Raw genomic sequence first — 24,691 nt, 5'->3', positions numbered from 1 at the left:
CGCGATCTCGCCATGGGTCAGGCCCTTGGCCGACAGTGAGATCACCAGGTCATCCACCCCGGTCAGCCGGCGCTGCCGCTTGGCCACGATCCGCGGCTCGAACGACGCGTCGCGGTCCCTGGGCACCGAGATCTCCACCGGCCCGGCCTCGGTCAGCAGCGTCTTGGACCGCCGGCCGTTACGGGAGTTGCCGCCGTCGCGCCCGGCCGGATCGTGCTTGCCGTATCCCAGATGATCGTCCAGTTCGCCGTCCAACGCCGACTCCATCACCAGCTTGGTCAGCTTCTGCAGCAGGCCGCCCTCCCCGGTCAGCTGCAGTCCTTCGGCCCGGGCGCGCTCGGTCAGCTGCCGAACCAGTTCCTCATCCACCGCATCGATCGCAGCGTCTGTCACATCTGTCACGGGGCTCTCCTTCTTCGTCAGGAGTTACACCGGTAAATTTACAGTCCCCAAGCTGCACCTAAGCCCCGGCCGGCATCACCGGGGGCTTACCTGGGTTTCCTGCCGGGTGCTGCGGCTTTGCGCGGCGGAGGTGATGAGGTCGCTCTTGGTCAGCGGCGCGCTCGTACGCAGTGCTGTGGCCCAGGTCGCCGTGTCGGTGACGGCGGCCCAGTTGGAGTGCAACAGCGCCATGAGGATCTCGTGGACCTGGCGTGCTGCAGCGGTGCCGGCATCGTTGGAGAGATCGATTGCTCCGGTCGCGTCTGAGAGGACTTCGACAGCGAAGCCAAGGGGTTCGGCGGCCGCGGCGGAGGCGATCACGCAGTTGTTTGTCATGTACCCAACCAGGGTGATGGTGTCGATGCCTTGTTCACCCAGCCAGGCTTCGAGGCCGGTGTCCGCGAAGATGCTGGAGAACTGCTTCTTGATGCGCTTGGCTGCTACGTTCTCGTGGGCGGCTACTTCGGGGTGGTTCTGCCAGGTCGCCGACCCGGAAGCGAAAACCGGGGCTTCTGCCGGGAGTTCGTGCTGGACGAGCACCACCGGCGTTCCGGCCTGCTGGGCCGTGTTGATCGCGGTCTGGATGCTGGCGATGGATTCATCGCGGGCTGGGTATTGAATCGGGAGCAGTCCGTCGAAGTATTCCTGTTGGGCGTCGATGACGATCAGGGCTCTGCGCGGCGCGGTCATGGTGTTCTCCTTCAAAGGGGGTTGATTGTGAACGTGTGGAGTGTTGGCATGGTGCTCCTGCTACGCGGCCGAAAGCGGTGCCTCCAGGCACGGCAGTGCGTAGTGATCGGCGATCAGGGTGATTCCGCGCTGGTCCAGGGTTGCCGAGTGGCCGCCGACGACGAGCATCACCTCATCGACACCGGTCCGCTCGTGCAGGGCTTCGAGACGGTCGGCGACAGTAGCGGCGGTGCCGTGGAAACTGCGGTTGGTGTAGGCGTCGAGGATCTGCCGCTCCTGCATCGTTGCTTGGTAGGCCTCAACCTCGTCCGGGGGCAGGAGCAGGTAGCCTTCGCTTTTGAACATGCGCAGCATCGCCATTGCCGACGTTGCCGCCTGCCTTTTGGCCTCCGCTGGGTCGTCGCTGATCGCCGCGGGTACGCTGACGAGGGTGTGGGGCTTAGCGAGCACGTCGGAGGGCTGGAAGTTCTCACGGTAGACACGTAGGGCCGTGTCGATGTCGGCGTCGCCGAACTGCAAGGCGAATGCATACGGTCGGCCGAGGTGCCCGGCCAATTGTGCTGAGTACGGAGAGGAGCCCAGCACCCACACGTCCGGGACGGTCGAGGCCGCCGGCACCCGGTTCTCCTTTGCCTGCCAGGGGCCGGGCACCGCGTGGACGTGCCGGTACGGGTGTCCGGAGGGGAATTGGTCGCCCAGGAACCCGAGCAATTCGAGCACCTGCTGCGGGAATCCGTCGTTGGCATCCGCGCCCTGGCGCAACGCCGCTGCAGTCGCCGCATCAGTGCCGGGGGCGCGTCCCAGCCCGAGATCGATCCGGCCCGGAGCGAGAGCCTCCAGCATCCCGAACTGCTCGGCGATCAGCAACGGGGAGTGGTTAGGCAGCATCACCCCTCCGGCGCCAAGGCGGATGCGCGCCGTCTCAGCGGTGAGGCGGGCGACCATCAACGAAGGTGAAGACACCGAGGTCGCCCCCATCCCATGATGCTCAGACATCCAGAACCGGTGATAACCACGCCGGTCCGCAGTCCGCGCAAGCGAGATCGTGCCCGCGAGCCCCTCCCCAGCGGTCATCCCGACACCGGTGCCGCCCGCGGAAAGCACAGACAACTTGAACGGGGCCGTGCCAGATGGTCGACCGAAGTGCATACAAACTCCTCATGGAAAAACATGGTTTTTGGCGTGACTGGAGCCTAGCAGTTGCCTCACGGTTAAACGAAACTGATACCATGAGAATCATGTCGGAGACACTGTTAGCAGCCGTACCAGGCGCCGAAGAGCATCCAAGCCTCGCACTGGTTAACAGCGCAAGCGAACTGCCCGGAGGCAAACGCCACGACGAATTGGACGGTCCTGACGACGCCGCGGCTTGGCTGAGAGCACACGATCTCATCGCACCGGACACTGTGCTGCACGAGCACTGCCGGGGCAGACTCGCAGACCTGCGCGCAGACCTGCGCGATCTCTTCACCGCGCACACCGCTGGCGACGTTCCCGCCGCAGCGGCCGTGAATGCTGTTAATAGTGCGCTGACCCGCTCCCCCGGTGCGCTGCTTTTACGGTTCGACCCGGCGGCGGGTTTCACCCGTTGCGCCAAGCATCCCGTGACGCAGGTCGTCGAACACGTCATGGCCCTCATCGCCGATGATGCGGCCTCGCTGCTAAGCGGGGACCAAGCATCGCTGGTCGCGTCCTGCGAAGCAGACTCGTGCGAACGGTTCTTCCTCCGCACCCACGCACGACGCCAATGGTGCTCAACCCGCTGCGGCGACCGAGTCCGCGCCGCACGCGCCTACGCACGCAAACGGGCGATACACACCGCATGAATCAGTGTGCTGCCAAGGCCACCCTTCGGGTCGATAGGCCAAGCACACACAGCTTCAACGTAAATTTGTGAGCTTGGCGTCCAGTACTAATGGTTACTTACTAATGGACATGGACGTAAGGCTACGACCTGTTCGCGTTGCCTCCCGGGGAGACGCACTTGTCCGGGCGTCTCATAACCGCTACCTGTGGATATGTCACAGCCGGACCGCGATTAACTTGGGCTCGTATGATCGGCATGCCCGCCCTGATCGGGGGCGAGCATGCCGACGTTTCGTCTCGGCAGCTAGTGGCTCGGCTGGTCGACCGCAGTCACGGCGGACTTGCCATCGGCTTGTGCCGTTGGTTTGCCGGGCAAGGTGGTGGCGGCCAGTAGTGCGGCAGCTGTGAGCAGGCCGGCGGCGACGGCGAGTGCACTACCGTATCCGGCGACCAGTTGAGCGGCCGCTGTTGCGCCGGGTTCGACCGTCCCGGTGACGGTTGCGGCGATGCCAGCCAGAACCGCCAATCCCAGGGCTACACCGATTTGCTGCGCGGAGTTGAGCAGTGCGGAGGCAATGCCGGCCTCGTGGGGTGCCGTGTTGTAGACCGCGGCCTGGGTCAGGGCAATAACACCGAGGCCGAACCCGAGGGCGAGGGAGAACATGGCCGGGGCAAGGTGCAGCCAGTAGCTCGTGTCTACCTGGATGAAGGAGAACCAGAAGGCCGCGGCCGCGCTGAGCAGAGCGCCCGCTGATGCGATAACGCGCGGAGCCACGTTGGTCAGCAGCTTGGGAGCGCCACCGGCTCCGACGACTATCCCGGCAGCGAAAGGGAGCCAGCCCGCGCCGGTCTGCAGGGGGCTGTAGTGCTGTACCTGCTGGAGGTAAAGGGTGATCACATAAAAGGTGCCCATGGGCCCGACGGCCAGCAACAGCATGGACGCGTACGCGCCGGCGCGGGTCCGGTCACGGAACAAGCTCAGGGGGACCAACGGGGTGCGGCTGCGGGCTTGCGTGGCGATGAATGCTGCGAGCAGCACCAGTGCGGCGCCGATGAGCCCAAGCCCGATCGGGTCTGTGAAGCCATCCTCACCAAAGCGGGTGATGGCATACACCAGGGCAACCATGCCGCCGGTTCCCAGCACTGCCCCCCTGACGTCAAGGCTGCCCGGGCGAGGCTCGGCTTCAACAAGCGCGCGGCTACCGAGCAGCACCAGGATGCCGATGGGGATGTTGATGAAGAATACCCACCGCCAGCCCAGGGCGCCGGTCAACACGCCACCGAGCAGCAGGCCGATCACGATTCCGATACCGGACATCGCGCCGTACAGTGCCAGGGCGGCGTCCCGCGTCTTGCGCTCGGCAAAGGTTGTGGCGATCAAGGCCAGGGCATTGGGTGCGACCAGAGCCGCCCCCATCCCCTGGACGGCCCGTGCGCCAATGAGCGCCCCACTGTTCAGGCCGAGACCGCCGACCAGTGACGCGAGCACGAAGATAGCGAGGCCTACTTGCAGGGCACGCCGGCGCCCGTAAAGGTCGCCGATCCTTCCGCCCAGGAGCAGCAGGGCGCCGAACGCGAGGATGTAGGCGTTCACGATCCAGGGCAGATGCACGGCGTCGATCCCGAGTTCCTGCTGGATGCTTGGCAAAGCAATGTTCACGATGGAGTCGTCCAGCACCAGCATCAGCTGCGCGGTGGCTATCACCAGCAGCGGTATCAAACCGCGGCGCTGACCTGTTTTTTCTGTCACAACATCTCCTTCAAAAATTTGGTGGGCCGCGAGGGGCCGCAGTGTCTGGAGTCTGCGCACGCATCCCACATGGGGTGCCGACGCATTAGGTTCGGGGACAAGTTGCCGCGGCGTGAAGGGCAAGAAGGACCCCGTTTACCGCTTGGCGGTACTGTCCCGGACAGAACCTCGTCCGTCGCCGTTACCGGTGTGGCTTGTCGGGTTGTTGCAGGCCTGTGCCCGCGGCGTGCCCGCCACCGGCCACGGAAAAGATGTCCCGGCATCCCTGTCTCGGCCTCGCTCTGTCCTCTAGCAAGGGGGAGACCCCGATTCCGGGCGGTTGGCTGCAGGGGAAGCGCGGCGTACGCCCGGCTCAGTTGCTGATAACGGAGTAACCGGCGGAAGTGACGGCCTCCCGACAGCGAAGCTGTCGGCTTGACCGCTGACAACAACCAAACGGGAACGGCCTCCGGGAACGAGCTCAACAGAGGCAGATTCGACACCGTCGAGCGCCAAGACCGCCTTTTCAACAGGTCTGGACACAGTGCCCGCAGGTTAGACCTTCAACAGTGAATTCAACGTCGCCAGTGCCAACGTGTGAGGAGGAGGGTTCGGATGAGCAGCAGCTGCACCCTCCAGCGGACGAGGCGAGGGGCAGTTCTGTGCGTTTTTCAGATTCAAACACGTCAGTTTCCATTCCTTGACGAAGCATCAATGGGTGCTGGGATTGACGGCTGTAAGAGGCGGGCGCAGGGCGCCGGCCGGGACATACCATGTCACTGACAACAGCCCAAATATACCCCCCAGGGGTATATCAAGGCAAAGGCGGGTGCAAACTGTCAGCCGAAGTCCTCCGACGAAGCGCCCTGGGTGTCGCGTAACTCTTGGGATTTGAGGCGTCTCGCCAAGATAGGTGCGATTCGCTGTGCGGGCATCCCTAAGCGGCCGCTCGTCGGTTGTGAGACACGGAGCACCCGCCCTTATTCAGATGACTTCGCGCCCAGGTAGAAGTACACCCCAACCTGACGTCAGGAGACTGGGCCTAAAGCCGTCAGAATAGGATCGGTTTTCTGCTTATCTGACAAGAGATCACCAGGCTCCTAGAACCCAACCTGACATTGCTGAGCACGTTTCGGGTGGAAGCGAGCGAGGCATCACGACCCGGAGGGCGTCCGGAAAGCTGGCCGGCCGCTCCCCCGTGCTTGGACTGGCAGGATAGTGCTGTGACGGTACGTGCGGAGGAGGCCAGCAACGGGTCGAGGTTGCTGCGGGTTAGAGTTTCGATCGAAGGCAGCGAGCCGTTGATCTGGCGGGTCCTTGAAATCGATTCGTCCCTGACGCTGGAGAGGATCCATGACGTCCTTCAGACGGCCGTGGGCTGGCGGGACGCGCACCTTCACTCGTTCACCGACACCGACCCCTACGTTCGCCTGCGTGCCGTTAACGGGCACGTGCGTGAACCCCGGCGCTGGGTGTCCGAGGACCTCCTGGAAGACAACGACGGTGACCTGCCAGAGACCGCCTGGACCCTGGGCGAGGTCCTCACCTCCGAGTCAGGTCCCCTGTTCTACGAATATGACTTCGGAGACTCCTGGGTCCACCGCCTCGAACTTATCGACAGCATCCCCAAACCAGCCAACGTCCCGAGGGTGCGGCTGCTGGACGGAGCGCGGCGGGCGCCGTTGGAGGATTCCGGCGGGATCGGCGGCTACCACGATCTGCTCGACACCCTCGCTGACCCCAGCCACGACGATCACGATGAGCTAAAGGCGTGGGTTGCGTGGACGGTCGGGCCATGGCAGGACTTCGACCCTGAACACCTGGACATCGATGCACTCTGCAATGAACTGGCATTGCTGTTCGAAGCTCCCGCACACGGTCCGGGTCCGGAGACCGAGTCACTGACCCAGGAACTCACTCACCGGTTGCCGCCCGGGCTGCGCCGCGAGTTCCGTTGTTATCTGGACTCCGTGGGCCTCGACGGGCCCGGGTCGGTGGACGAGGACATCGCCGAAGCAATGACAGCCCCCTACCTCTGGCTTGCCCGCCGCGTCGGGCAGGACGGACTCTCGCTCACTCCAGCCGGGTGGCTGCCGCCAGCAGTGGTCCACGAAGCAATGACCGAACTCGGCTGGGCCAAGAACTGGATCGGCAAGGCCAACCGCGAAGAGCAGACCCTGCCCGTGCTGCAGCTGCGCGAAAGCGCACAACGCCTGGGCCTCATCCGCAAAATAAAAGGCCGGCTCCTCCTTACCTCTGCCGCCAAGCGGCTGCTTGATGATCCAACCGCTCTCTGGATGTTCGTCGCCAGAGCCCTGGCGCACCGGCACCGTCATGATTCCGGGCGCGACGCGGTCCTGCTGCTCCTCCTCGAGATCGCCGCAGGAGAACGGTCCGCCTGGGACGAATACCTTGAAGCCGTTGCGTTCGGACTCAGCGCACTCGGCTGGAGAAGCCCCGACGGAGCAGACCTCGACCCGAGAACCCTCCATGCGCTCCTCGCCGAGCCCCTGGAAGTACTCCAGAACCTGGGCATCTTCAACGACCACGGTGGATTGGAACCAAACAACATCACGCCGCACGGAAAAGCCTTCGCCCGGGCCGCCCTTCACTCATAAATCCTGCCGCGGCCAGCGGCGCTGCCCGAGCGCTGCTGCGGTTCCAGACCCGCACCGCGAAGCCGTTCTTAATCAGGATCTGCGCCATTCCGGCGCCCATGATCCCGGTACCCAGAACGGCGACGGCCTCCATCATGAGCTGCTCCCTAAAAAGGACGCCAGTTGGTTGCCTCGTCACTCCACGCGTGCCACCCGGTGGCAGTTCGGCTAAAGGACCGCCTCGCGCGCAGTGGAACGGAAACCACGCGGCGGCGGATCTTTTTCGGCCTGGCATGGGGCTGTTGTCGTGAGACGTTCTCGACCGCTCTGCGGGCCGGCCATCAACGCCCTGGCTGAGGTCTTGCCGAGTACCCGCGCTCAGCGTGATGGGGTCTTTCTCAGGTATTGCCGTAGGCCGGGAATGGCGAAGTCGAGTTTGCCGTGCCCGGCTGACTCAACGAGCCCGGCGTCCAGGAGTCTGGTCCTGTATTTGGCAACAAGGGTTGGCCGTGAAGCCGTGCGTCGGATCAGGTCGGCGGTCATTGTTGGTCCGTCATCGACGGCCATGGCATGGAGGAATTCCCTGTCTTTTGCCGATGCTGTGGCCAGGGCTGCTTCGATGACAACCCGTTCGTTGCGGCGCACGGCCGCTGCTATGGCGCGGTCTACCGCATCGGTCGAGAGGGAACGATTGTGTTTCTCGGCTTCCCTCCACAGGAAGTAGCCAACCAGTTGAATGAGGAACGGATAGCCGCCGGTGGCCGCTGCCGCACGCTGTACCAGCTCGGGGGCGATCGAAATTTCTGCTTTGCCGAACGTTTCCCGGAAGGATGTCTCCACATCACGTATCCCTGCGGCGTGAAGATCGATCTTGTCCGCACGGCGCAGAAACGTCGCCACTCCTTCATTCAGAAGATCCGACACTGCGGACGGAAGGCCAGCGAAAATCAGGGCGATAGGCAGGCCGTCCTGAATGAAATGTTGGACGTTTGCCGCCAACTGCGACAGTTCAGTGCGGTCCGCAGCGTGGATCTCATCGACGGTAATAAGCAGCCCAGTTCCGCGTGCATCAAGCAGCGTGAGAAGGTTCTCCCCAAGCTCCCGCCAATCCACCTGACGCTCCGGTGAGAGTTGCGTCGTAACCCCGAAACCGGCGACGGTGAGAGCCGTGATGCGCCGGCGTGGGTCGGGCCCATCACCGAGCTCCTCGGCCAGGCGGCGCATCTTTTCCCCAACCCGTCCCATGAAGGTCCCGGTGGCTGTCTCCGACACCACCGCCCACCCATGTTCCCTCGCCACGTCGTGCGCGGCTCGCAGCATGACGGTCTTGCCGATACCGCGGGCGCCGGTGAAAATTGTCAACAACCCGGGCGCGCCGGACCCTAGCCCGAGCCCGTACTCGAACTCATCCAAGAGCCCGGCCCGGCCAATGACCTCCGGCGGCGTCGCTCCTGCTGTCGGGCGGAAAGGGTTCTCAGGTTCAGGCATGCCTCCAACCTATCAGGTGAATCCGGGTGAATATGGTGAATTTGGTGAACTAAGGTGAATTTGGTGAACACGGAGGCTCGGTGACGCGTGCCACTCATCGTCGGCACATCGGACGTCCGCCTGGGGCTGGTCTGGAACCTGCTGCCGGTAGGCATCTTCAGGTGCCCTCGGGCCGGTGGCCCAGGATACGGAGTAAGTCGCGGACAGCAAGGGACAGTTCCTCGAACCCATGTTGGTAGAAGAGCGGGGTCATCGCGTTCGGTGGTGTGTTGTCGAAGTCGTGCAGCAGCTGTATCGCATCGGCGATGATATCTTCGTCCCGGACGGAGCGCGGATCCCAGGCGGAATCCCCCATTGCGTCATTCATGAGGGGCTGCCTTCCTAATGGGGCGCTGCTGGCGCATGGTTGTTCAAGGTGCCGCCGCCGGGCTTCTCAAGCGCGGTCGCTGATGACTCGTCCGGGAGACTGCCCGCGCTACACCGGGGTGCTCCGGAGCGTGTGGCACGAATTAAGAGGTCAAATAATTTTGAGTTTCGACCCAAACCATCTCCTGCGACTCGTCACCGTTCCGGTCCCGAAAATCAGCAATGCCGGCGACCATGCCAGGACCGGACTCCAACTGTCACCGGCATTTTAACAGCTGAGAACGCGGGCTGCAGGATAAAGTTTCCATTTATCCCACTAGGGTTTGACGGCCCGGCATTTATGGACATAGACGGTCGTCGGCAGCAACTTACAGTTCTTACCTGTTGTCGTCTGGAGCGTCTGGCGGGACGGCTTCGTTTATCAGTGAGCGGCTTGGTACTGCTCGACGATGTCCGCTTGGATTCGTCCACGGGCGTTGACTTTGAGTCCCTTATCCACCGCCCACTGCCGGATGGCTTTGGCATCGCTGTTACCCGGCGCTGGCCTGCGAGTGGCCGATCGGCCGCGGCCGCCGGAAGTCTTGCGTGCTGCCTCCGCAAATCGGCTGAGAGCCTGACGAAGTTCATTGGCATGCTCTTCGTTTAGATCAATCTCATATTCAGTGCCGTCGAGGGTAAATTGCACGGTCTCATTGGCGTTGGAACCGTCGAGATCATCTTCGAGAATTACTACTGTTTTGCGTGCCATAGCTTGATTTTATCAGCGGAATGCCGCTTTTAGCGCCCGGCACGCTTCGGGTAAATTCGGCTCCAAATAGACGGTAGTAACAAGAATCGCAAGTCACATTGCTTCCGGTTTCGGTCTTACTGATCATGGTCAGTAAACATTCCCTAGCCGTCCATCACCCAAATGCACTGGACACTACCCGGCACCGTTTTCGGATCGTCTTCGCCGGACCTCCAGCAGCCGTATCAGACCTCCTCAATGAAGGCGTTGCGACGTTCCTGCGCTTCCTCTGGCGGGAAGCCGAGAACAACAATGGCACGGTAACAGCTGCCGAAGCGGACCGTGCGATACAGGCAGCGCACGGACGCAATGCCCGCACAATCATCGAAGCCGCCCTCTCAACCACCGCACCCAAGGACCTCGCGTTCCTCCGCGTCATTTGCGCAGGATCACGGCCCCTTCGATCGCAGGGAAACCTTGGAGAGCGATTGAACGCAAAGACCAACCTCGTCGCCAATTACCGCTCACGCCTCCTTGCCGCCGGCCTGGTCGAAACCAGCTGGCCACGCCAGGCTCGATTTCGCGATTCCGGGCCTTCACCAGCACCTACCCAACTTGAACGCAGACTAGGGTCAACTGACCGGAACCGGGGCAGAGCATTGACTGTCTGCAGCGGTTGCGCCGCATGTAGCGGCCCAGATTTCATGCCTTGCTGGCCCGTGCTGCACGGCACTCCGGTACTTGCCCTGGCCTGCTTTTATTCGCTGGTTTCCAGCACGGACAGCACCTGGCGTGCTGCGTCCAGATGCTCCAGCACGACGTTCACGGCGTTGCGTGCGGTCCCGTGCTGTTCTGCATCCTTTGCCAGCGTCAGCCGGTCATCTGCCACCAGTTCGTTGAGTTGGTCCTGGACATCCAGTAGCAGGCGGTGAAGGTCCTCAGCGGTGGCTCTCTCAATGTTCAACGTTCCTGACCCTTCACTTGGAGGTATTCATTCGCCCGGTACAGCGGCTCCTTGACGTCGCCATATCCCGTGCCATGTGGCGGCCGCGGTGAAGTCATCTTCCAGGCAGCCGCTTTAGCTGTTATAGCGGCTGAACCCATTCTTGCTTGGCTCCGCGCCGCTCACGGCTGCTCCTGGATGGCTTTTTCTTGCCTTGGTTGCGCCTTTGCCCTTGGTGAGTGCAGCGCTGGGGTGGGTTCCTCCGCTGCGGGCGGCGGCGAGACGGCCGCGAATCCGGGTTTCGTTCGCATCGCTGTTTTCCAGAGACTGAGCGGAGTCCGCTAATGCTCGAGACCTACCGGCTCATGCCTTTTTGTAGGAGCTTGGTCTGGCTGTTGGCTCCGCGTGTTTTGCGGGCTTTCGGGCTCCGTCCTGGCGCCTTGGTGACCGCGGCGGTGGGCGGGGTCGCCTGGTCCTGATCGGCGCTGAGTCGTGCCTGTACGGCCTCGCGGTCGGCGACGCTCTCCAGACTGGCAGCCAGGGTCTGCCGGCGCTCGGCCGAGTCGTGCTTGAGGCCAGCCTCTTCTGCCAGTTCCTCGGGGCGCTGGTTCTCCTCGTCTGCGTCCTGCTGGCGGTCCCGGTCTTCCCGGTCGGCCTCGGCCAGCAGCTGCACAGCCTGGGCGTTCTCGTCCCGGCCGGCACGGCGTTCCTGTTCCGCCTGTTCGCGGTCCCATTCAGCCTTCGCCAGGGCCTGGGCCACCGACGCATCATCGGCACCGAGGTTGTCCACGTCCAAACCGTAACGGCGCTGCACCTGGTCGCGGATGACGTCGGCCGCGTCGCGCGCCGCAGGGTCGTGGTCTTTCCATGCGGTGGCCGCCTCATGGGCTCTTTCGACGTCGCGGCCGCTGGCGGTATCCCACCACCGGTTGTCCATGACCGGCGCGAGCTGGGCGCGGGCTGCTGCCCGATCCGCGTCGAACCGGGCCTGCAGCTCACGGGCCTGTTGTTCCTCGGCCGCTTGGGCGCGGCGCCGTTCCTGCTCGCGTGCCCTGGCCATCTGCTCACCGAGCCGGCCTGCGACGGTCAGCCCGACGCGCGAGATCCCCTCGATTGCTTCTTCGATGCCGTCAGATTCGTTCATGGTTCCCCCTCGTTGGTGTTATCTCTCAATATCCGGTCTGGTCGTTCCGCTTCGGGTGGCCGCGTGGGTGCGTGCCTGCACGTATTTCGGCGGCAGCACGGAGCCAGCGGACCGGCCCGGAACCTGGCCGGCCGTACTGGCTCGGACGGCTGCGGCCGCTTCGGCATCCGTCGTGGACGTGGGCGTAGTGACGCTGGGCAGTGCTGCAGCGACCTGGCTCAGTTGGTGCTTGACCATGTGGCTGATCTGTCGTGCTCTGCGCAGGTCATTTGATGCCTTGTGCATGTCGTGGACGGCCTTGGACACGTTGAGGAGCTGGCGCAGCATGATCGCCTGGGCAGCGGTTCCGGTGCCGCCCATAGAAGCTGCCATGAGCATGAGGGAGGCTCCCCGGGCGGACGGTCCTACGCTGCGGATGGGCCGGACCGGGTAGCGCCGCAGTTGCGCAGTCTTGGACAGTTCATCTGCCGCTGCCGCGAGTGGGCCGGGCGTTGCCTCGGTTGCCGTGGACCAGGCTGCAAAGGCACCGGATGTCTCGCGTGCAACGTGCGCCCAGGTCGCGTGATCGTCCAGCGGGACAGAGCGCAGCGTTTCGCGGAGCCGGGCAACTTCGTCGCTGTACTGCTGCCACAGTTGTGGGTCGGGTTCGTGGGCTTCGCGGCCGATCATTACGGGGCGGCGGCCGCGTGCAGCTGCCTGCCATTCGGCGACGGCGTCGGACGCTGCTTGCGGGGTGTCGTGCCATTCGCCACGGAGCTTGGGCAGGGCGAGGTCTTTGGCGAGGTGACCGCCGCCGAACCAGACCGGCCGGCCGCCTTTCATCGGCCGTTCGGCCACGCTGTAGCCGACCACGACGTCATCGCGTCCGGACGCGTACCGCGGCCTGACAAGGGCACCGGTCCGGCGGAGTCGTCGAATGAATTCGGCCTCATCCTGGGCCGAGGTGGCACAGGCACGGACCTTGCGTTCAAGGGACCGGCGTTCCGGTTCCGGTGCTCCGCGCCGTGCGGATGCTTCGCGTTCACCGGGCCGCAGGCCGCGGGTGGAATGCGTGGGTGAAAGCTCTTCCAATCCGTACTTTTTCTCGAGCCCGCGGGCAGCTTGTTGTGCCCGGGGGAAGTCCCGCCAGCTGCTCCACTTCGTGCCGTCTTCGCGGACCATGGACGCGGCAATGTGGATGTGGTCGTTCCCGGCTTTGCTGTGTCCGTGACGGATCGCTACCCACTGCGCCGGCGCGCGTCCGGTGGCTTCGGTGAATCCCATCTCGTCCATGAAGTCCTGCGCGATGTCAGCCCACTTCTGGTCTGTCAGGTCGCCTTCTTCGGCCCGCAGGGACAGCGAGCAGTGCCAGACGTGGCCACCCGGAATCTCGGTGCCCAGGACGCTTCTGGCCCGGTCCAGTTCTTTGGCAATGGCCTGGGCAGCGTCCGCGTTCAGTTCGTCGTCGTTGTGCCAGGCCATGATCGATGGTGAGCCCGCAACCAGGTGCGGGTCGGTGTGTTCGTTGGCGCGGCCGGGACCGGCAAGGTACGCGATGAGCCCGTGCATGCGGGTGCCCTTGGTGATGTTGGGAATCATCAGCGCACCATCGAATCCAGCATCGTATTGATCCGGTCCGCGACCGCCCGCACCCGTGTCAAGGCCGTGCGGGCTGCTTCCGGGAATTCGTCCGTGGCGTTCGCGTGCCGGGCAAGCTGGTTAACGTTGTTCGACAAGGCGGCAAGGTAGCGGCGGGCCGCGATGAACTCAACTGCCATCGCACGCCGTTCGGCCAGCGATTCGAAGTTCTCCGCGTACAGGGCAGCGCTGACCAGAATCTCCGACGGGCTGCGCCCGGTCCGTTCCTCCAGGACCTTCAGCTGCGCACGTTCGAATTCCGACATCGACACCCGCACGTACTGGGTGTCACCGTCAATGTTCGCGCGGCGGCGGCGTGAGAACCGGCGTGGCGACTTCCGCTCTTCAGTCATCCCGGCCCCCTCCCCCAATGCCCAGCGCAGCGCCCCGGAATCTCCGGGCCACACTCACGAGTGTGCCGCATCCGAGACCGCAGGCCGTGGATCGACACGCGGGTTATGGCACATAACCACCTAGCTTGCTCCGTTTTGTTCCCTGAGGCGGTTTCTGCCCGGTGGTGCCCGGTGGTGTACTGCCCTGGGGGTCGCTGCGCGCCCTTCTTGTTCAAACGACTGCGTCGTTCCGTTTCGGCTGTTGAGGCTACTGCCCGGTCCTTCCTTGGCAAGCCTGTGCCGCCGGCTTTCGCGGCATATCCTCGCTCCGCTCCGGTATTCCACGGTCCGGCAGCTCCGGCTGGCCAATTCCCTCACCGGTCAAGTTTCGGCAAGCGTGCCGAAAGGAACGGGCATGGGCAAGCGAAAGGTACAGTCATGGCTCTCATCTCACCGCGCATCGTGGAACAGCAATACGGCATCCCGGCCGACCGGTTGCGCCGCTGGCGTCAACAGGGCATCGGGCCCGAGTTCTTCCAGTTCACTCCCCGCAGCATCAGCTACAGCGCGGAGTACCTGCACGACTGGATCCGCGACCCCGCGAACGCGCTACTGACCGGCGCCGCCACAGGCGACACCGGGCCCGGCCGCCCGGAAAATGCCACCACCGAAAGTTAGGGTTGAACCATGGCTAACCTCGACATTGAACAGACACGCAACCAGGCCCGCGCACTTCTCGACTCGCGCATCAACTCCGTCACAGATCTCGTCACCACCCGCCAACGCATCACCGACCTCAAAGCACAGCTCGCCGAGGCGGAAAAAGACGACAAGCGCGCCTACATCCGCGCGACCAGGGACGGCTGGAGTGCTGACGAACTCAAGAAGCTGGGACTCGAACCGGCAGCGGCCGGCCGCCGGCGCAGGAGCACCACCAAACCCGCATCAGCCGACGCTCCACAAGCTTCCGGACTTGAGCCGGCGGCCAGCTAAAGCCCACCCGTGTGGCTCCTCCGGCCGGCTGGATCCTGGTCAGGTGGATCAGAAGCAAACCGGCGGGATGGCACCAGAGCGCCGGGGGCGGACCTACAGTTAATGTGCAGTGTCAGATGCGAAGGGAAGGAGGCGTACGCTCATGACAGAAGACGACGGAAGCGGCCAGCGGATCTTCGTCCGCGACACCGTTCCCTACGCCGTACCTGAGTCACTGGAGGAGCTGCAGGGCCCGGACCACGGAATCGTTGAACTGCCGGTGTCAGTCCACTGGGGACCGAAAAGCACGTTCCAAGTGGACTCGCCCGAAGTTCTGGCCCACTACGCCTACGTGCTCAATGCCGGCACCATCGATGACCTCCGCACGATCCTGAACCGGACGGTGCTGGAGCAGTCCTGGGCAGCACTGCTGCTGCCGGCGCGGTGCCGGCGACTCTGGGAAGAGAAGTTCCCGCAGCTCGCCGCCTAAGCTGGGGGCCATGGAGAAAGCCCGCGAAGACGTAGCCCGGACCGGCCTGGACGCGCTGAAGGGTCACGGCTTCGCGCTGGCAGGAGCAAGCGCCAGCGAACTCCACGGGCTAATCAGCCGCCCCACCCGGGACCTGGACCTGTTCACCAACCTCCTGGACAAGGGCCGGTTCGAACAGGCCCTCCAGGATCTGACAGCGGCGTACCGGACCGAGGGCAGCAGCGTCCGGACCGTCCAGCAAAGCGACGTGTTCGCGCGCCTGGAAATCACCACCACATCCGGGGCCGTGGTCCCGGTCGATATCGCCGTAGACTGGCGGGCCTACCAGCCGGCGCAGTTCGACGTCGGGCCCGTCCTGGATGAGCGCGATGCCGCAGCCAGCAAGATCGATGCCGTGATGAGCAGGTCACTGCCCCGGGACTTCCTCGATGTCGACTCGATCCGCAACGACGGACGCTTCACCGATGACAAGCTCCTCGAGCTGACGGCCTACAGATTCGGCTCATCCTTTGACCGCGCGGAACTGGGCTTTGCCCTGCGTCAGGTCATGCGGGTGCGTCCCGAAGATGTCGCCGAGTACGGCGTGGATCCGCGCGCCCTCGACCAGATCAAGCTGCGCCTGGTCGAATGGGCCGAAACGGTCTCACCACCGGGCCCCGGAGACATCGACATCACCGCGGCCCGGGCGGTCATCGATGCCGACCGACCAGGCCTCGGGACAGTGCGCCCTGCCCCAACCAGCATGGCGGCCGGCGCGCGTCCATACTCGCCGGCACGGGACAACGCCCGGGGTTACAGCCGCTAACACCCCGGCAACCGGTCAGAAAAGCCCCCGGCACCTGCCGGTCCGCGCGGTGCAGACGCAACCAGATTCCGGGCAGCAAAGGCATGCCCTGGGGACCGCCCGCCCCGCCATCCAATGACGGCCGCTGGCGTTGCCGTGAGTGTTTCTCTTTTAGCCGTCCGCGGCATCCTCATCCGGGGTGATCTGACCCGAGTCGATCCGTGCTCTGGTCTGCTCGTAGGCGAGATCCAGGTACGCTGCGAGGTCGTCCTCGCTGACCCTCCACATGCGCTTTCCACCGAGCTGCACGGCACGCAACTCACCCGAGGCCACCAGTGCCCGCAGTGCGGGCATGCCAATGTTCAGGATCTCCTGGACCTGGACCAAAGTGAGCATCTTCGGGAAGCGGCTCGGCGACGGCGCCGCGGTGTTCGTCTCTGCCCGTCCGGCCATTCTCAGCTGTCCTCGTTCCGGTGCTGGAGTTCGTCCCTGGTGCGCTGCCCGCGGCGCAGCGCCCCGGCGGGAACCGGGTCGAGTTTTTTCCCGCCGTTGTATTTGCGCTGGATCCGTTTGACGTCCCTCATGGTGGCACGGACGATGAAGTCCGATGCGCTGGCCACGCCGCCTTCGTGTTCCTTCGCCACCAGATAGGCGGCCCGTACCTGCTCGGCTTCCTCTTCCGTGAAGTACGGCGTGAACGCGGCAATCCTCGCCGGCTTCCTAGGCACCGGACTGACCTTCCGTTCCGGTCTCCGGCGGCGCCTCCGGAGTGATGCGCTGCAGCAACGCGTCGTGTGCCTCCTGCAGGACCGCGGCGCGTGCCTCGGCCGCCGCCGCCCTGGTCGCCGCCGCGGCCGCCGTTCCGGTCGCTTCGCGCTCTGCCGCCCGCGCGCGTTTCAACTGCTCAGCCGCGGCGGCGGCCTCGCGTTCGAGGGCAGTGATCCTTGCCGTGAGCTCGGTGACCGCAGCGTCCTTCTCGGCGACCGCCTTGTCCAGGTCGGCAACGAGCTCGGCGACCTCCTGGTTCAGGTCCTTTTTCTCCTGCGCCCAGACCGCTTCAGCGGCCGCATGCCGCTCGTTGGCCAGCGCGGAGGCCTCGACCCAGCACGCCCCCGCCAAGCGGGCGGCCTGTTCCAGCAGGGCTGCCGGCGTCGCGGCGACCTGTCCCCCGGCAGCCTGTTTCTCCTCGGTCCATTCCTTCAGGTACCGGGTCGCGTCAGCGTTGCTCACCCCCGCGGCCGCGCGGACCGTGGACACCGTCGGGCGCCGCTCGGCGCTGATCTGCTCAGCGGCAGCAAAAACCCGGTCTTTCACACTCAAGCCCACGGCGGAAACCCTTCCAAAAACAAAAAAGTAGTAGGAGTAGTAGTAAAACTACTCCTACTACTACGCACTTCTCAAGCTTTTCCGCCGCGCCTTGCCACTGCCATGGGTTTTGGGAGCGTCGCGCCGACGCGTCTCCCGGCCGCCCAGAACGCCGGCTAATCGTTCTTGTACACGGGTGTCTCGGTGATGACCGGAGGGGCGATAACGCCGCCCGGGTTGGCCCGAAGGCCGAACCAGGCATCGTCGTCGGCGTACTGGCGTGGGCTGATCGTGAAGGTGTCGGCCGGGTGGGCGCCGTTCGGCCCCGCGTCCTTCAGGGCTGGTTCGGCCTTGGATGGCCGGGCAGCGGGTGTGGCGGCCGTGTAGCGCAGGGACAGGCCGATCTCTTCGACCTCGAGCTCCAGGACGGTGCGCTTCTCCCCTGCCTTCGTCTCATAGGTGCGGGGCTTCAGGACTCCGGAGGCCACCACCCTGGAGCCCTTGGCCAGGGACGCTGCGGCGTTCTCGGCCGCCTCACGCCAGATACTGGCCCGCAGGAACAGGGTGTCGCCGTCCTTCCACTCCTTGGAGGCCGGGTCGAAGGTCCTGGGCGTGGAGGCGATGGTGAAGTTCGCGACCGCCGCCCCGCCCGGGGAGTGACGGAGTTCCGGGTCGCTGGTGAGGTTGCCGATGACGGTGATGGTGGTTTCGCCTGACATTGGTTTCGTATCCTTCTCTGCTGGTTGCGTATTGGCGGTGCTATTAGGGGGTGTCTAGGCTTCGCGGACGCGGCCGGGGGCTGCTTCGATGGCGATGACCTGGTCGATCTTGCCGGGGTTGAGTCCGGACCAGTGGTTTTCGGTGCCGTCTTTGTCGTAGACGACGACGGGGACCTGGGAGTAGCCGAGTTCATCCGTGATGTACTCGAAAGCGGCCTGGTTCGTGGTGACGTCCACTTCATGGAAGGGCAGGCCGGCCTCAACGAATTTCTGCTTGGTCTTGGTGCATCCGAAGCATCCGGAGGGCTTGGTGTAGATGGTGACAGTCATTTTTCAGTCCTTGGTTTCGTATCACTTTGGTTAGGTTCGTCTGTTCTGTACTGCTGCTTCTATTCTAGCAATCATTCAACTGAATGACTAGCTGTTTTACCGCTATTTCTAGAGGTTTTTCGGTCCAGAGAACTGGAGTTTACGGGAGGTGGGTCCGTCAGCTGTCGGCGAATATGTCATTTTCAGAAGTCGTCTGCACTGAATGTCAGAAGTCCTCTGCACTAAGCCATGGGCCGGCGGAGTGCTAAGCAGAAGTGACCTCAGTGCAGAGGAGTAGCCAGCAGAAGCGAGGTTAGTGCAGAGGAGTAGAGAGCAGCCAGGATTCACAAGTCGTCTGCACTACCCCCGAAATCACGGGAAAGTCAGTGCAGTCAGCTCCTGAAAATGACATAGCGACCGCGTGAGGTGGGTCCGTCAGCAGTCGGCGAATAGCCACCCGGCACCTGGTCCTCGGAATAGAGCCGCAGTGGAAGTCACCACGTGTGCCACGGGAGGGTCGCTGCTGACGGAGCCGGCCGCTTCATGTGTCGTCCATGGCCTGTTTTTCGTTCACCTAGCCCCGGCCGATCCAAGGGCGGGGACACAGCATTCCCGGGGGCAGTGGCCGGGCTTAACCCGGAAGGGAGCCGACGCGTGGCCGGCTCCCTTCGGGTTCCTCTGCAAAAGAAATCTGTGACCAGTCTAGCCCGGACCGTCAGTGAAGTTCGGCGTTTGCGTGTGTGGCGGCGCGGCACCCGGGCGGGTCCCGGGCGTCGTGCGGGGACCGGCGGTCCGCCGCTGGTGATCGCTGCATTTGGTTCGCACCGGTGGCGGACCGCCACGATTTTGGGAGGTGACGTGCCCGTCCTGCCTTGGGTGCTGCCCTGGGTGCTCGTCCTGTGCTGGGGTGGCCGGGCGGTATGGGGTGCGCCGCCCGGCCCGCTTAGCTCCCCTCTACTCCGTGGTGGTGGTTTCTTTGCCGCTGTCGAGGATGATCTGTTCGACTTCGCTGGCGGTGTAGCCCCACGTGAGGAGCTGGGTCAGGTAGTCGCGGTGGATCTGGCTCGGGGACCGCCATGAGTCCTTGGCGATCGTCTTCTCGTATCCTGCGCAAACGAGGGCGATCAGGGCGGCCTCGGGCCGTGCCGTGGTCTTCCCGACGTGGTCCCGCAGGGGGTTCCAGCCCCACCGGTCGCTCTCTTCGACCTTCGCGCCGACCATGTCGGCGGCGACCTTGCCGTCGTAGCCGCTGGCCGTTTCCGGGTGGTGGGTGATGGCGTGCACGGTGAAGTACTGCCAGCCCTTGGGTGCCTGCTTCCTTGCCAGCAGGGTCTTCACGAAGTCGCGGCGGACTGTCGTGGCTTCTCTGCACTTTGCAAGCGGCCGCGCATGACGGGAGAGGGTGCTGCTGCGCACCAGGCCGTGCTACGCGCTTTGAGGTGCCCCATTTGTTCTGCCGTGCGATGCGAACATTTGTCGGCGTACGGCGTCGAGGAGGTGGTCGATGTCGTCGGGGGTGTGGGAGAACGAGGTGACGAACCGGAGGGTGCCGGGTTCCCAGCGGTCGTGGTAGAAGGTATAGCCCTCGGCCAGAAGGGCGTTGGTGACTGGTCGGGGCAGGCGGCAGAACAGGATGTTTGCCTGAGGGCTGCCCAGCAGCTCGGTGTCGGCTATTTCTCTGAGGCCGTCCTCGAGCCGGGTGGCCATCGCGTTGGCCTGGTGTGCGTTCCGCAGCCAGAGATCGTCGGTAAGGTAGGCATCGAGTTGGGCGGCGTGGAAGCGCATTTTGGAGGCGAGCTGGCCCGCACGCTTGGCACGAAAGGCGAGCTCGGTGGCCAGTTCGGGGTCGAAGGTAACGATGGCGTCGGCGGTCATGGCGCCGTTCTTGGTTGCGCCGAAGGACAGGATGTCGATGCCGGCCTTCCAGGTCATCTCGGCCGGGGTTGTTTCAAGATGAACGAGGGAGTTGGCGAAGCGTGCTCCGTCCATGTGAACGCGCAGCCCTGCGTCTTTGGCTATGCTGCCGAGCTGGCGGATCTCATCAAGGGAGTAGACGCTGCCGCTTTCGGTGGCTTGGCTGATGCTCAGCACGGAGGGCTGGACGCTGTGGACGTCACCGGCTTTGCGGCGTGCGGCGGCGTGCAGGGCGCCGGGGTCGATCTTGCTGTCGTTGCCGGGGACGGTGACGAGCTTGGCGCCGTTGGTGAAGAATTCCGGTGCGCCGCATTCGTCGTTGTTGATGTGGCTGTCGGGGTGGCATAGCACGCTCCCCCAGGACGGGGTGAGGGCTGCCAGGGCCAGGCAGTTCGCGGCTGTCCCGGTGGAGACCGGGAAGATGGCGACGTCCCGTTCGAAAATTTCGCTTAGTTTGTGGCGTGCGCTGTCGGTGAAGGGGTCATTGCCGTAGGGCGCGGCGTTCCCGGCAGCCGCCGCGGCGACTGCTTGCACGATTTCGGGTGATGCCCCTGCCATGTTGTCGCTCATGAAAGCGAGGCCGGAAGGGGTGACGGTGGTGGTGCTCATGGCAGTGGTTCCCTGGATGTCAGACGGTGATCGGGGAGGCGAGGACGACGGTGATGTCGGCCGGTCCGGTGTCGGTGCGGTAGAAGTGTGGGGCGTCGCCGGCGAAGGCGAGCATGTCTCCCGGACCCAGATCCCGTGGGGCTTGGACCGGGCCGGCGGTCACGTATCCGCTGGAGACCAGCAGGTGTTCGATGGTGCCGGTGGCGTGGGGCACCCCGGCCAGCTCAGTTCCGGGCGGCATGCGCAGGCGCCAGAGTTCAAGGCTGTTGCCGCTGCTGATGCGGCGCAGCAGCTCTCTGGAGACTTCGTCCGGCTCGGCAGCGGTGCTCGGGCGGTAGACGGGTCCCGTGTCGGCTTCGCTGGCCAGCAGGTCAGCGATCGGGATGCTCAGCGCAATCGCAATGGCGTCCAGTGTGTCGATGGTCGGGTTGCCTTTGCCTGCTTCCAGCTGGGACAGCGTCGCCTTTCCCAGTCCGCCCCGGCGTGCGAGCTCAGCTGCGCTCATGCCGCGCTGCTGGCGGCGGAGTCGGATCTTTGCGCCGACCGCGGCCGCGGTGCTGCTGACCGGCTGGCGGCCGGACGGGGTGATCGTCATCAAAGGCTCCTGTGGGCTGCAATGTAGGAGACGCGGATGCGGCCCTTCTTGACCTTGAGCGCCGGCAGAATCACATTGGTCAGATCGCCGAGGCTGCGCACGTGAGTTCCTCCGCAGGGTGCAGCGTGCAGTTCATGGAGGTGGACGATGCGCAGGCCCTCACCCTCATACCGGGTAGAGACGGGCAAATCCTCGGCGATGGCTCGGTCCACCGAAGCCTGCAGGGCGGCCGTCACCTCTTCCCGTCCCTGTGGATCCGCGAGCCGTGCCTCCGTTTCCGGCAGCTGGAACTCAATCCGGGCCTGGCCAGGAAAGTGGTTGTTGCTCACCATTTCCCAGCCCTGCATCCGGCCCACGGCTTCGACAAGGTGCCCGGCGGTGTGCAGCGCGGCATGCGCCAGCCGAGCCTGAAGGTCGATCCGGGCCTGAACCGGCTGTCCGGCAGCAAAGCCCGAAACGCTGGTCCCGCCTGCTCCCATTGCGACGATCAACCCTGACTCGCGATCCCTGACGGGGACAATCTCCATATCCTCCAGCCAGCCCCGGTCCGCGGGCTGGCCCCCGCCTTGCGGGTGGAACAGGCACTGTTCAACGGCCGCCCACGCGACCCCGTCCTGCTGGCCGACCGCAAGAACCCGCGTCTGGGTCTGCTCGAGGTAGGTGTCTTCGAGATAGGCACTGACTTGAGCTTCAACCACAGGAGCTTCGCTTTGATGAATCATACGTTCACTATATCAAACTATTCATTGCCGGTGAACCATACGTTCATTTTATCGAACGATGAGAGTTGACAGATCAATGGCTCGTCGCTGCGGGTCATCATGTGCGCATTGATGGCATCCCCAGGTTGGTCAGGCTGACCGAGACGTTTCTTTGCGCCTCGGCGCGTTTGTCGTTGAGGAATTGAAGCGTGAGGGCGATGCCCTCGAGCTCCCCAAGCCAGCCCTTCGTTTGGGCGAGCTCGCGGCGGGCTATGAGATCTGTGCTGATTTCGTCGAGCCGGGCGATCATGCCAGGGTCCACGTGGAGCATGGGGCAGCGGATGCAGGCGTGCTCGTGTTCGCATGGGGTGGCGTACGGTCGGGCGCAGTTGCCGAGCTCGACCTTGCGTTTGTCGAAGTGTTCTTCGAATTCGGCCCATTCGGTCTCCGTTGGGGCTTTGTATTCTCGTGCTGGGCGGGCGGCGCGGCGGTCGGCGAGGTGTTTTTGGTAGTGCCGGACGACGTCTTCGCGGAAGACGGTGACGTAGCCGTGAGTTGTTTGGATATCGAGGTGTCCCAGGAGTGCGGCGCCGATGGGGATGGGCAGGCCGCTATTGACCAGGTCTGTGGCCAGAAGGCGGCGGAAGTCGTGCGGTGTGAAGCGGCAACCGCCCAGCTCTGGATGATCGATGGCGACGGCGTCGCTGAGTTTGGCGAGCTCATCACGAAGCGAGCCGGCGTTGATCACTTCGGTGCGTTGTCCGATGGTGCGCTGGAAGAGGAACGGCAGCGGCTCGCTGGTCACTCTTTCCGATGGGTTGAAGCGAGTCGCCAGTGGAACGCTCGCCCTGTTCCTGGTCAGGCGCCGGATGATCGTGGCGATGACGTGGAACAGGTCGGGGCTCATAGGGATAACTCGTTCCCGATCATTTTTTGAGGGAGCGACGACCAGCAGAGCGACGATTTCGCCATTGGGTCTGATGTATTGCCGGATGCTCAGCTGGGACAGTTCCAGCAGTTCATCGCATCGAAGACCGGTATGCCTTAAGGTCTCCACGGCCGCCCACTGCCAAAACACGGCATCCTCTGTGAAGGTCACATTGATCTTGCGGTGGCTGGACAGATCCAGCACGCGGACGTTGGCTTGGCCGTGGCGCCGACGATGGCTGGCGTCGCCCTCGGTGTAGAGCCGTTGATACTGCTTCCCGCCGACGGTGATGACCTCGTCTTTGCGGGCGTCGGCGGCCACTTTCAGAAGTTCTTGGAAGTGGTCTTTCCGTTCTGTGGCAGCGGCGATGAATGCCGGCAGCACCGGCTGGAGGAGGCGGATTCTGGAATCCATGCGTTCTTTTACCCGGCGGGCCGCTTTGCCCAGCGTCCGGGTCTCTCTGCCAGCGATCGGGCAAGGCGCTACCCAACGGGCCCAGCGTTCTGGCTCTTCGGCCGCCCAGCCCTGCAGGTCAAGATAGAAGGCCCTGATGTTCGTCATGACGGCTTCGAGCTGAAGGCGTGGCTTCCCATCACGGCGGAGGGCAACCACGGCCCGCCAGCTTTCGTAGTGCTCTTGCGAGATAACGAAATTCGGCTGGCCGGGATTGATCTGTTGAAGGCCGCTCCAGAACTTCCCACAAATGTCTTCTGCCAGGTCCCGCAAGGTGGCGTAGTCGATGTCGTGGCTGCGCCGGGTCAGGTAGGCAACGAAGACGTCGCGGATGTCCGGGTGGGTGATGTTGTGTTTGTCGACCAGTTCAGCCGGCGTCTGAGCCGGTAGTCGCATCGCCGCGCGGAGAGTTGGCGGGACCTGGGTGGGAAAGTGCCCGGATTCGGACATCACGCGCCAGGCAAGGTAACCGACGTGCGTCTCATAACCGCCGCCCCATCCGCCCTCGCGCGTGGCTATGGCGTAGTGCAGCAACGCCTCAGCGCTCAGATCAGCGAACCGGATTCCCTGCGTCGTCAGTGCTGATGCCACATCCATCCGCGCGCAGCGTTTGAAGTGATTGGATGTGTCCTGTTGTTCCACGAGGGCCAGGAACCGGTCGAGATCAGGATCGTTTTGTGCTTGCTCAAAATGCTCGTGGTACCGGTAGAACGAGTTGATCTTGAAGGCTTCCAACGAAGGGCGAATGACACGTAGACAGCACAGCAGCATCAGCGAATGCCCGAGTTCACCGTCCAGACGGAAGTTTCCCGTGGTCAGCTCACGTATTTTGCGATGACCGTCATTGAACCCCGACGAGATCCATTTCTCCTGCCAGGTCCGTCCGGAATGCCTCACGAGATACAACAGCAGCCATTTCAGCCCGTGATGGCGCAGTGATTCACGCGGCTGCTTGCGGGGCCATATCGTGTCGGTCAACGCGATGAGACTCTCAGGGCTTGCCGTGTCCAGATCACCGCGAGGCCATGGCGG

At 64.0% G+C, this 24,691-nt stretch carries 27 protein-coding genes and 1 pseudogene; 6 read left to right on the top strand and 22 right to left on the bottom strand.

Features of this window, described 5'->3' with window-relative positions:
* The 3 genes from ABIE00_RS25625 to ABIE00_RS25615 all read right to left on the bottom strand — a co-directional run.
* Positions 1–378: transposase (locus ABIE00_RS25625; RefSeq protein ID WP_354263763.1), on the bottom strand; the 378-nt coding region annotated here is incomplete at its 3' end.
* A 99-nt stretch (positions 379–477) separates the two neighbouring features.
* A complete protein-coding gene (locus tag ABIE00_RS25620; protein WP_354263755.1) occupies positions 478–1,131 on the bottom strand; it encodes a cysteine hydrolase family protein in 654 nt (217 codons plus the stop codon).
* A 60-nt stretch (positions 1,132–1,191) separates the two neighbouring features.
* Positions 1,192–2,280 carry an LLM class flavin-dependent oxidoreductase gene (locus tag ABIE00_RS25615; protein WP_354263754.1) on the bottom strand — a complete coding sequence of 363 codons (1,089 nt, stop codon included), beginning with the start codon at positions 2,278–2,280 and terminating at the stop codon, positions 1,192–1,194.
* 89 nt (positions 2,281–2,369) lie between these two features.
* Here ABIE00_RS25615 and ABIE00_RS25610 point away from each other — a divergent pair, with 89 nt between their 5' ends.
* Positions 2,370–2,957, top strand: coding sequence for a CGNR zinc finger domain-containing protein (locus ABIE00_RS25610; protein WP_354263753.1), 588 nt, complete (start codon positions 2,370–2,372; stop codon positions 2,955–2,957).
* A gap of 284 nt (positions 2,958–3,241) precedes the next feature.
* Here the strand turns inward: ABIE00_RS25610 and ABIE00_RS25605 are convergent, their stop codons facing one another.
* On the bottom strand, positions 3,242–4,687 hold the full coding sequence (locus ABIE00_RS25605) for an MFS transporter (protein WP_354263752.1): 1,446 nt from the start codon (positions 4,685–4,687) through the stop codon (positions 3,242–3,244).
* A gap of 1,202 nt (positions 4,688–5,889) precedes the next feature.
* Between ABIE00_RS25605 and ABIE00_RS25600 the strand changes: the two genes are divergently transcribed.
* Positions 5,890–7,284, top strand: a complete 1,395-nt coding sequence (locus tag ABIE00_RS25600; protein ID WP_354263750.1) for a plasmid pRiA4b ORF-3 family protein — start codon at positions 5,890–5,892, stop codon at positions 7,282–7,284.
* Here ABIE00_RS25600 and ABIE00_RS25595 read toward each other — a convergent pair.
* The 8 genes from ABIE00_RS25595 to mobC all read right to left on the bottom strand — a co-directional run bounded on the left by ABIE00_RS25595 (position 7,238) and on the right by mobC (position 13,901).
* Positions 7,238–7,417, bottom strand: coding sequence for an NAD(P)-binding domain-containing protein (locus ABIE00_RS25595; protein ID WP_354263762.1), 180 nt, complete (start codon positions 7,415–7,417; stop codon positions 7,238–7,240). The genes ABIE00_RS25600 and ABIE00_RS25595 overlap by 47 nt on opposite strands.
* A 224-nt stretch (positions 7,418–7,641) precedes the next feature.
* Complete coding sequence (locus ABIE00_RS25590) at positions 7,642–8,751, bottom strand: ATP-binding protein (protein WP_354263748.1); 1,110 nt, start codon at positions 8,749–8,751, stop codon at positions 7,642–7,644.
* 157 nt (positions 8,752–8,908) lie between these two features.
* Positions 8,909–9,118 (bottom strand): hypothetical protein, encoded by a 210-nt coding sequence (locus ABIE00_RS25585; RefSeq protein WP_354263746.1) that lies wholly within the window; start codon positions 9,116–9,118, stop codon positions 8,909–8,911.
* 420 nt (positions 9,119–9,538) lie between these two features.
* Positions 9,539–9,865, bottom strand: a complete 327-nt coding sequence (locus tag ABIE00_RS25580) for a histone-like nucleoid-structuring protein Lsr2 (protein WP_354263744.1) — start codon at positions 9,863–9,865, stop codon at positions 9,539–9,541.
* Between the two features lie 736 nt (positions 9,866–10,601).
* Positions 10,602–10,808: a hypothetical protein gene (locus ABIE00_RS25575; protein WP_354263742.1), complete on the bottom strand. Its 207-nt coding sequence runs from the start codon at positions 10,806–10,808 to the stop codon at positions 10,602–10,604.
* Positions 10,809–11,142: 334 nt separating this feature from the next.
* The gene (locus ABIE00_RS25570; RefSeq protein WP_354263741.1) at positions 11,143–11,931 is read right to left on the bottom strand and encodes a hypothetical protein; all 789 of its coding nucleotides are present in this window, start codon (positions 11,929–11,931) and stop codon (positions 11,143–11,145) included.
* 18 nt (positions 11,932–11,949) lie between these two features.
* Positions 11,950–13,509 (bottom strand): relaxase/mobilization nuclease domain-containing protein, encoded by a 1,560-nt coding sequence (locus ABIE00_RS25565; RefSeq protein ID WP_354263739.1) that lies wholly within the window; start codon positions 13,507–13,509, stop codon positions 11,950–11,952.
* Entirely contained in the window at positions 13,509–13,901 is a 393-nt protein-coding gene (mobC, locus tag ABIE00_RS25560; RefSeq protein WP_354263737.1) for a plasmid mobilization relaxosome protein MobC, read from the bottom strand. Before mobC ends, ABIE00_RS25565 begins: the two co-directional genes overlap by 1 nt.
* A 417-nt stretch (positions 13,902–14,318) precedes the next feature.
* On the opposite strand from mobC, the gene ABIE00_RS25555 reads away from it, so the two are divergent.
* From ABIE00_RS25555 to ABIE00_RS25540, 4 genes are all read left to right on the top strand, one after another.
* A complete protein-coding gene (locus ABIE00_RS25555; RefSeq protein ID WP_354263736.1) occupies positions 14,319–14,558 on the top strand; it encodes a hypothetical protein in 240 nt (79 codons plus the stop codon).
* 9 nt (positions 14,559–14,567) lie between these two features.
* Positions 14,568–14,873: a hypothetical protein gene (locus ABIE00_RS25550; protein ID WP_354263735.1), complete on the top strand. Its 306-nt coding sequence runs from the start codon at positions 14,568–14,570 to the stop codon at positions 14,871–14,873.
* A gap of 142 nt (positions 14,874–15,015) precedes the next feature.
* Positions 15,016–15,342, top strand: a complete 327-nt coding sequence (locus ABIE00_RS25545; protein WP_354263733.1) for a hypothetical protein — start codon at positions 15,016–15,018, stop codon at positions 15,340–15,342.
* Positions 15,343–15,352: 10 nt separating this feature from the next.
* On the top strand, positions 15,353–16,147 hold the full coding sequence (locus tag ABIE00_RS25540) for a nucleotidyl transferase AbiEii/AbiGii toxin family protein (protein ID WP_354263731.1): 795 nt from the start codon (positions 15,353–15,355) through the stop codon (positions 16,145–16,147).
* A 150-nt stretch (positions 16,148–16,297) separates the two neighbouring features.
* Here the strand turns inward: ABIE00_RS25540 and ABIE00_RS25535 are convergent, their stop codons facing one another.
* The 10 genes and pseudogenes from ABIE00_RS25535 to ABIE00_RS25490 form a co-directional block, all read right to left on the bottom strand.
* On the bottom strand, positions 16,298–16,579 hold the full coding sequence (locus ABIE00_RS25535) for a helix-turn-helix domain-containing protein (RefSeq protein WP_354263728.1): 282 nt from the start codon (positions 16,577–16,579) through the stop codon (positions 16,298–16,300).
* A gap of 2 nt (positions 16,580–16,581) precedes the next feature.
* Positions 16,582–16,854: a ParB family protein gene (locus ABIE00_RS25530; protein WP_354263726.1), complete on the bottom strand. Its 273-nt coding sequence runs from the start codon at positions 16,852–16,854 to the stop codon at positions 16,582–16,584.
* Complete coding sequence (locus ABIE00_RS25525; protein WP_354263761.1) at positions 16,847–17,440, bottom strand: DNA-binding protein; 594 nt, start codon at positions 17,438–17,440, stop codon at positions 16,847–16,849. The genes ABIE00_RS25530 and ABIE00_RS25525 overlap by 8 nt, the downstream gene beginning before the upstream one ends.
* A 167-nt stretch (positions 17,441–17,607) precedes the next feature.
* A complete protein-coding gene (gene ssb / locus ABIE00_RS25520) occupies positions 17,608–18,150 on the bottom strand; it encodes a single-stranded DNA-binding protein (protein WP_354263724.1) in 543 nt (180 codons plus the stop codon).
* A gap of 54 nt (positions 18,151–18,204) precedes the next feature.
* Complete coding sequence (locus ABIE00_RS25515; RefSeq protein ID WP_354263723.1) at positions 18,205–18,480, bottom strand: glutaredoxin family protein; 276 nt, start codon at positions 18,478–18,480, stop codon at positions 18,205–18,207.
* Between the two features lie 933 nt (positions 18,481–19,413).
* Positions 19,414–19,821: pseudogene (locus tag ABIE00_RS25510) on the bottom strand (ParB/RepB/Spo0J family partition protein); the annotation flags it as partial.
* A 63-nt stretch (positions 19,822–19,884) separates the two neighbouring features.
* Positions 19,885–20,982, bottom strand: coding sequence for a threonine aldolase family protein (locus tag ABIE00_RS25505; RefSeq protein ID WP_354263722.1), 1,098 nt, complete (start codon positions 20,980–20,982; stop codon positions 19,885–19,887).
* Between the two features lie 19 nt (positions 20,983–21,001).
* Positions 21,002–21,577, bottom strand: coding sequence for a helix-turn-helix domain-containing protein (locus ABIE00_RS25500; RefSeq protein WP_354263721.1), 576 nt, complete (start codon positions 21,575–21,577; stop codon positions 21,002–21,004).
* On the bottom strand, positions 21,577–22,299 hold the full coding sequence (locus ABIE00_RS25495) for an alanyl-tRNA editing protein (RefSeq protein ID WP_354263720.1): 723 nt from the start codon (positions 22,297–22,299) through the stop codon (positions 21,577–21,579). The genes ABIE00_RS25500 and ABIE00_RS25495 overlap by 1 nt, the downstream gene beginning before the upstream one ends.
* Positions 22,300–22,396: 97 nt before the next feature.
* Positions 22,397–24,637, bottom strand: a complete 2,241-nt coding sequence (locus tag ABIE00_RS25490) for a tyrosine-type recombinase/integrase (protein ID WP_354263719.1) — start codon at positions 24,635–24,637, stop codon at positions 22,397–22,399.
* Positions 24,638–24,691 lie beyond the last annotated feature (54 nt).

Origin of the sequence: Arthrobacter sp. OAP107 (assembly GCF_040546765.1) — a bacterium.
Lineage (GTDB): Bacteria > Actinomycetota > Actinomycetes > Actinomycetales > Micrococcaceae > Arthrobacter.
The sequence above is the reverse complement of the archived record's forward strand: the minus strand, read 5'-3'. Positions and strand labels throughout refer to the sequence as shown.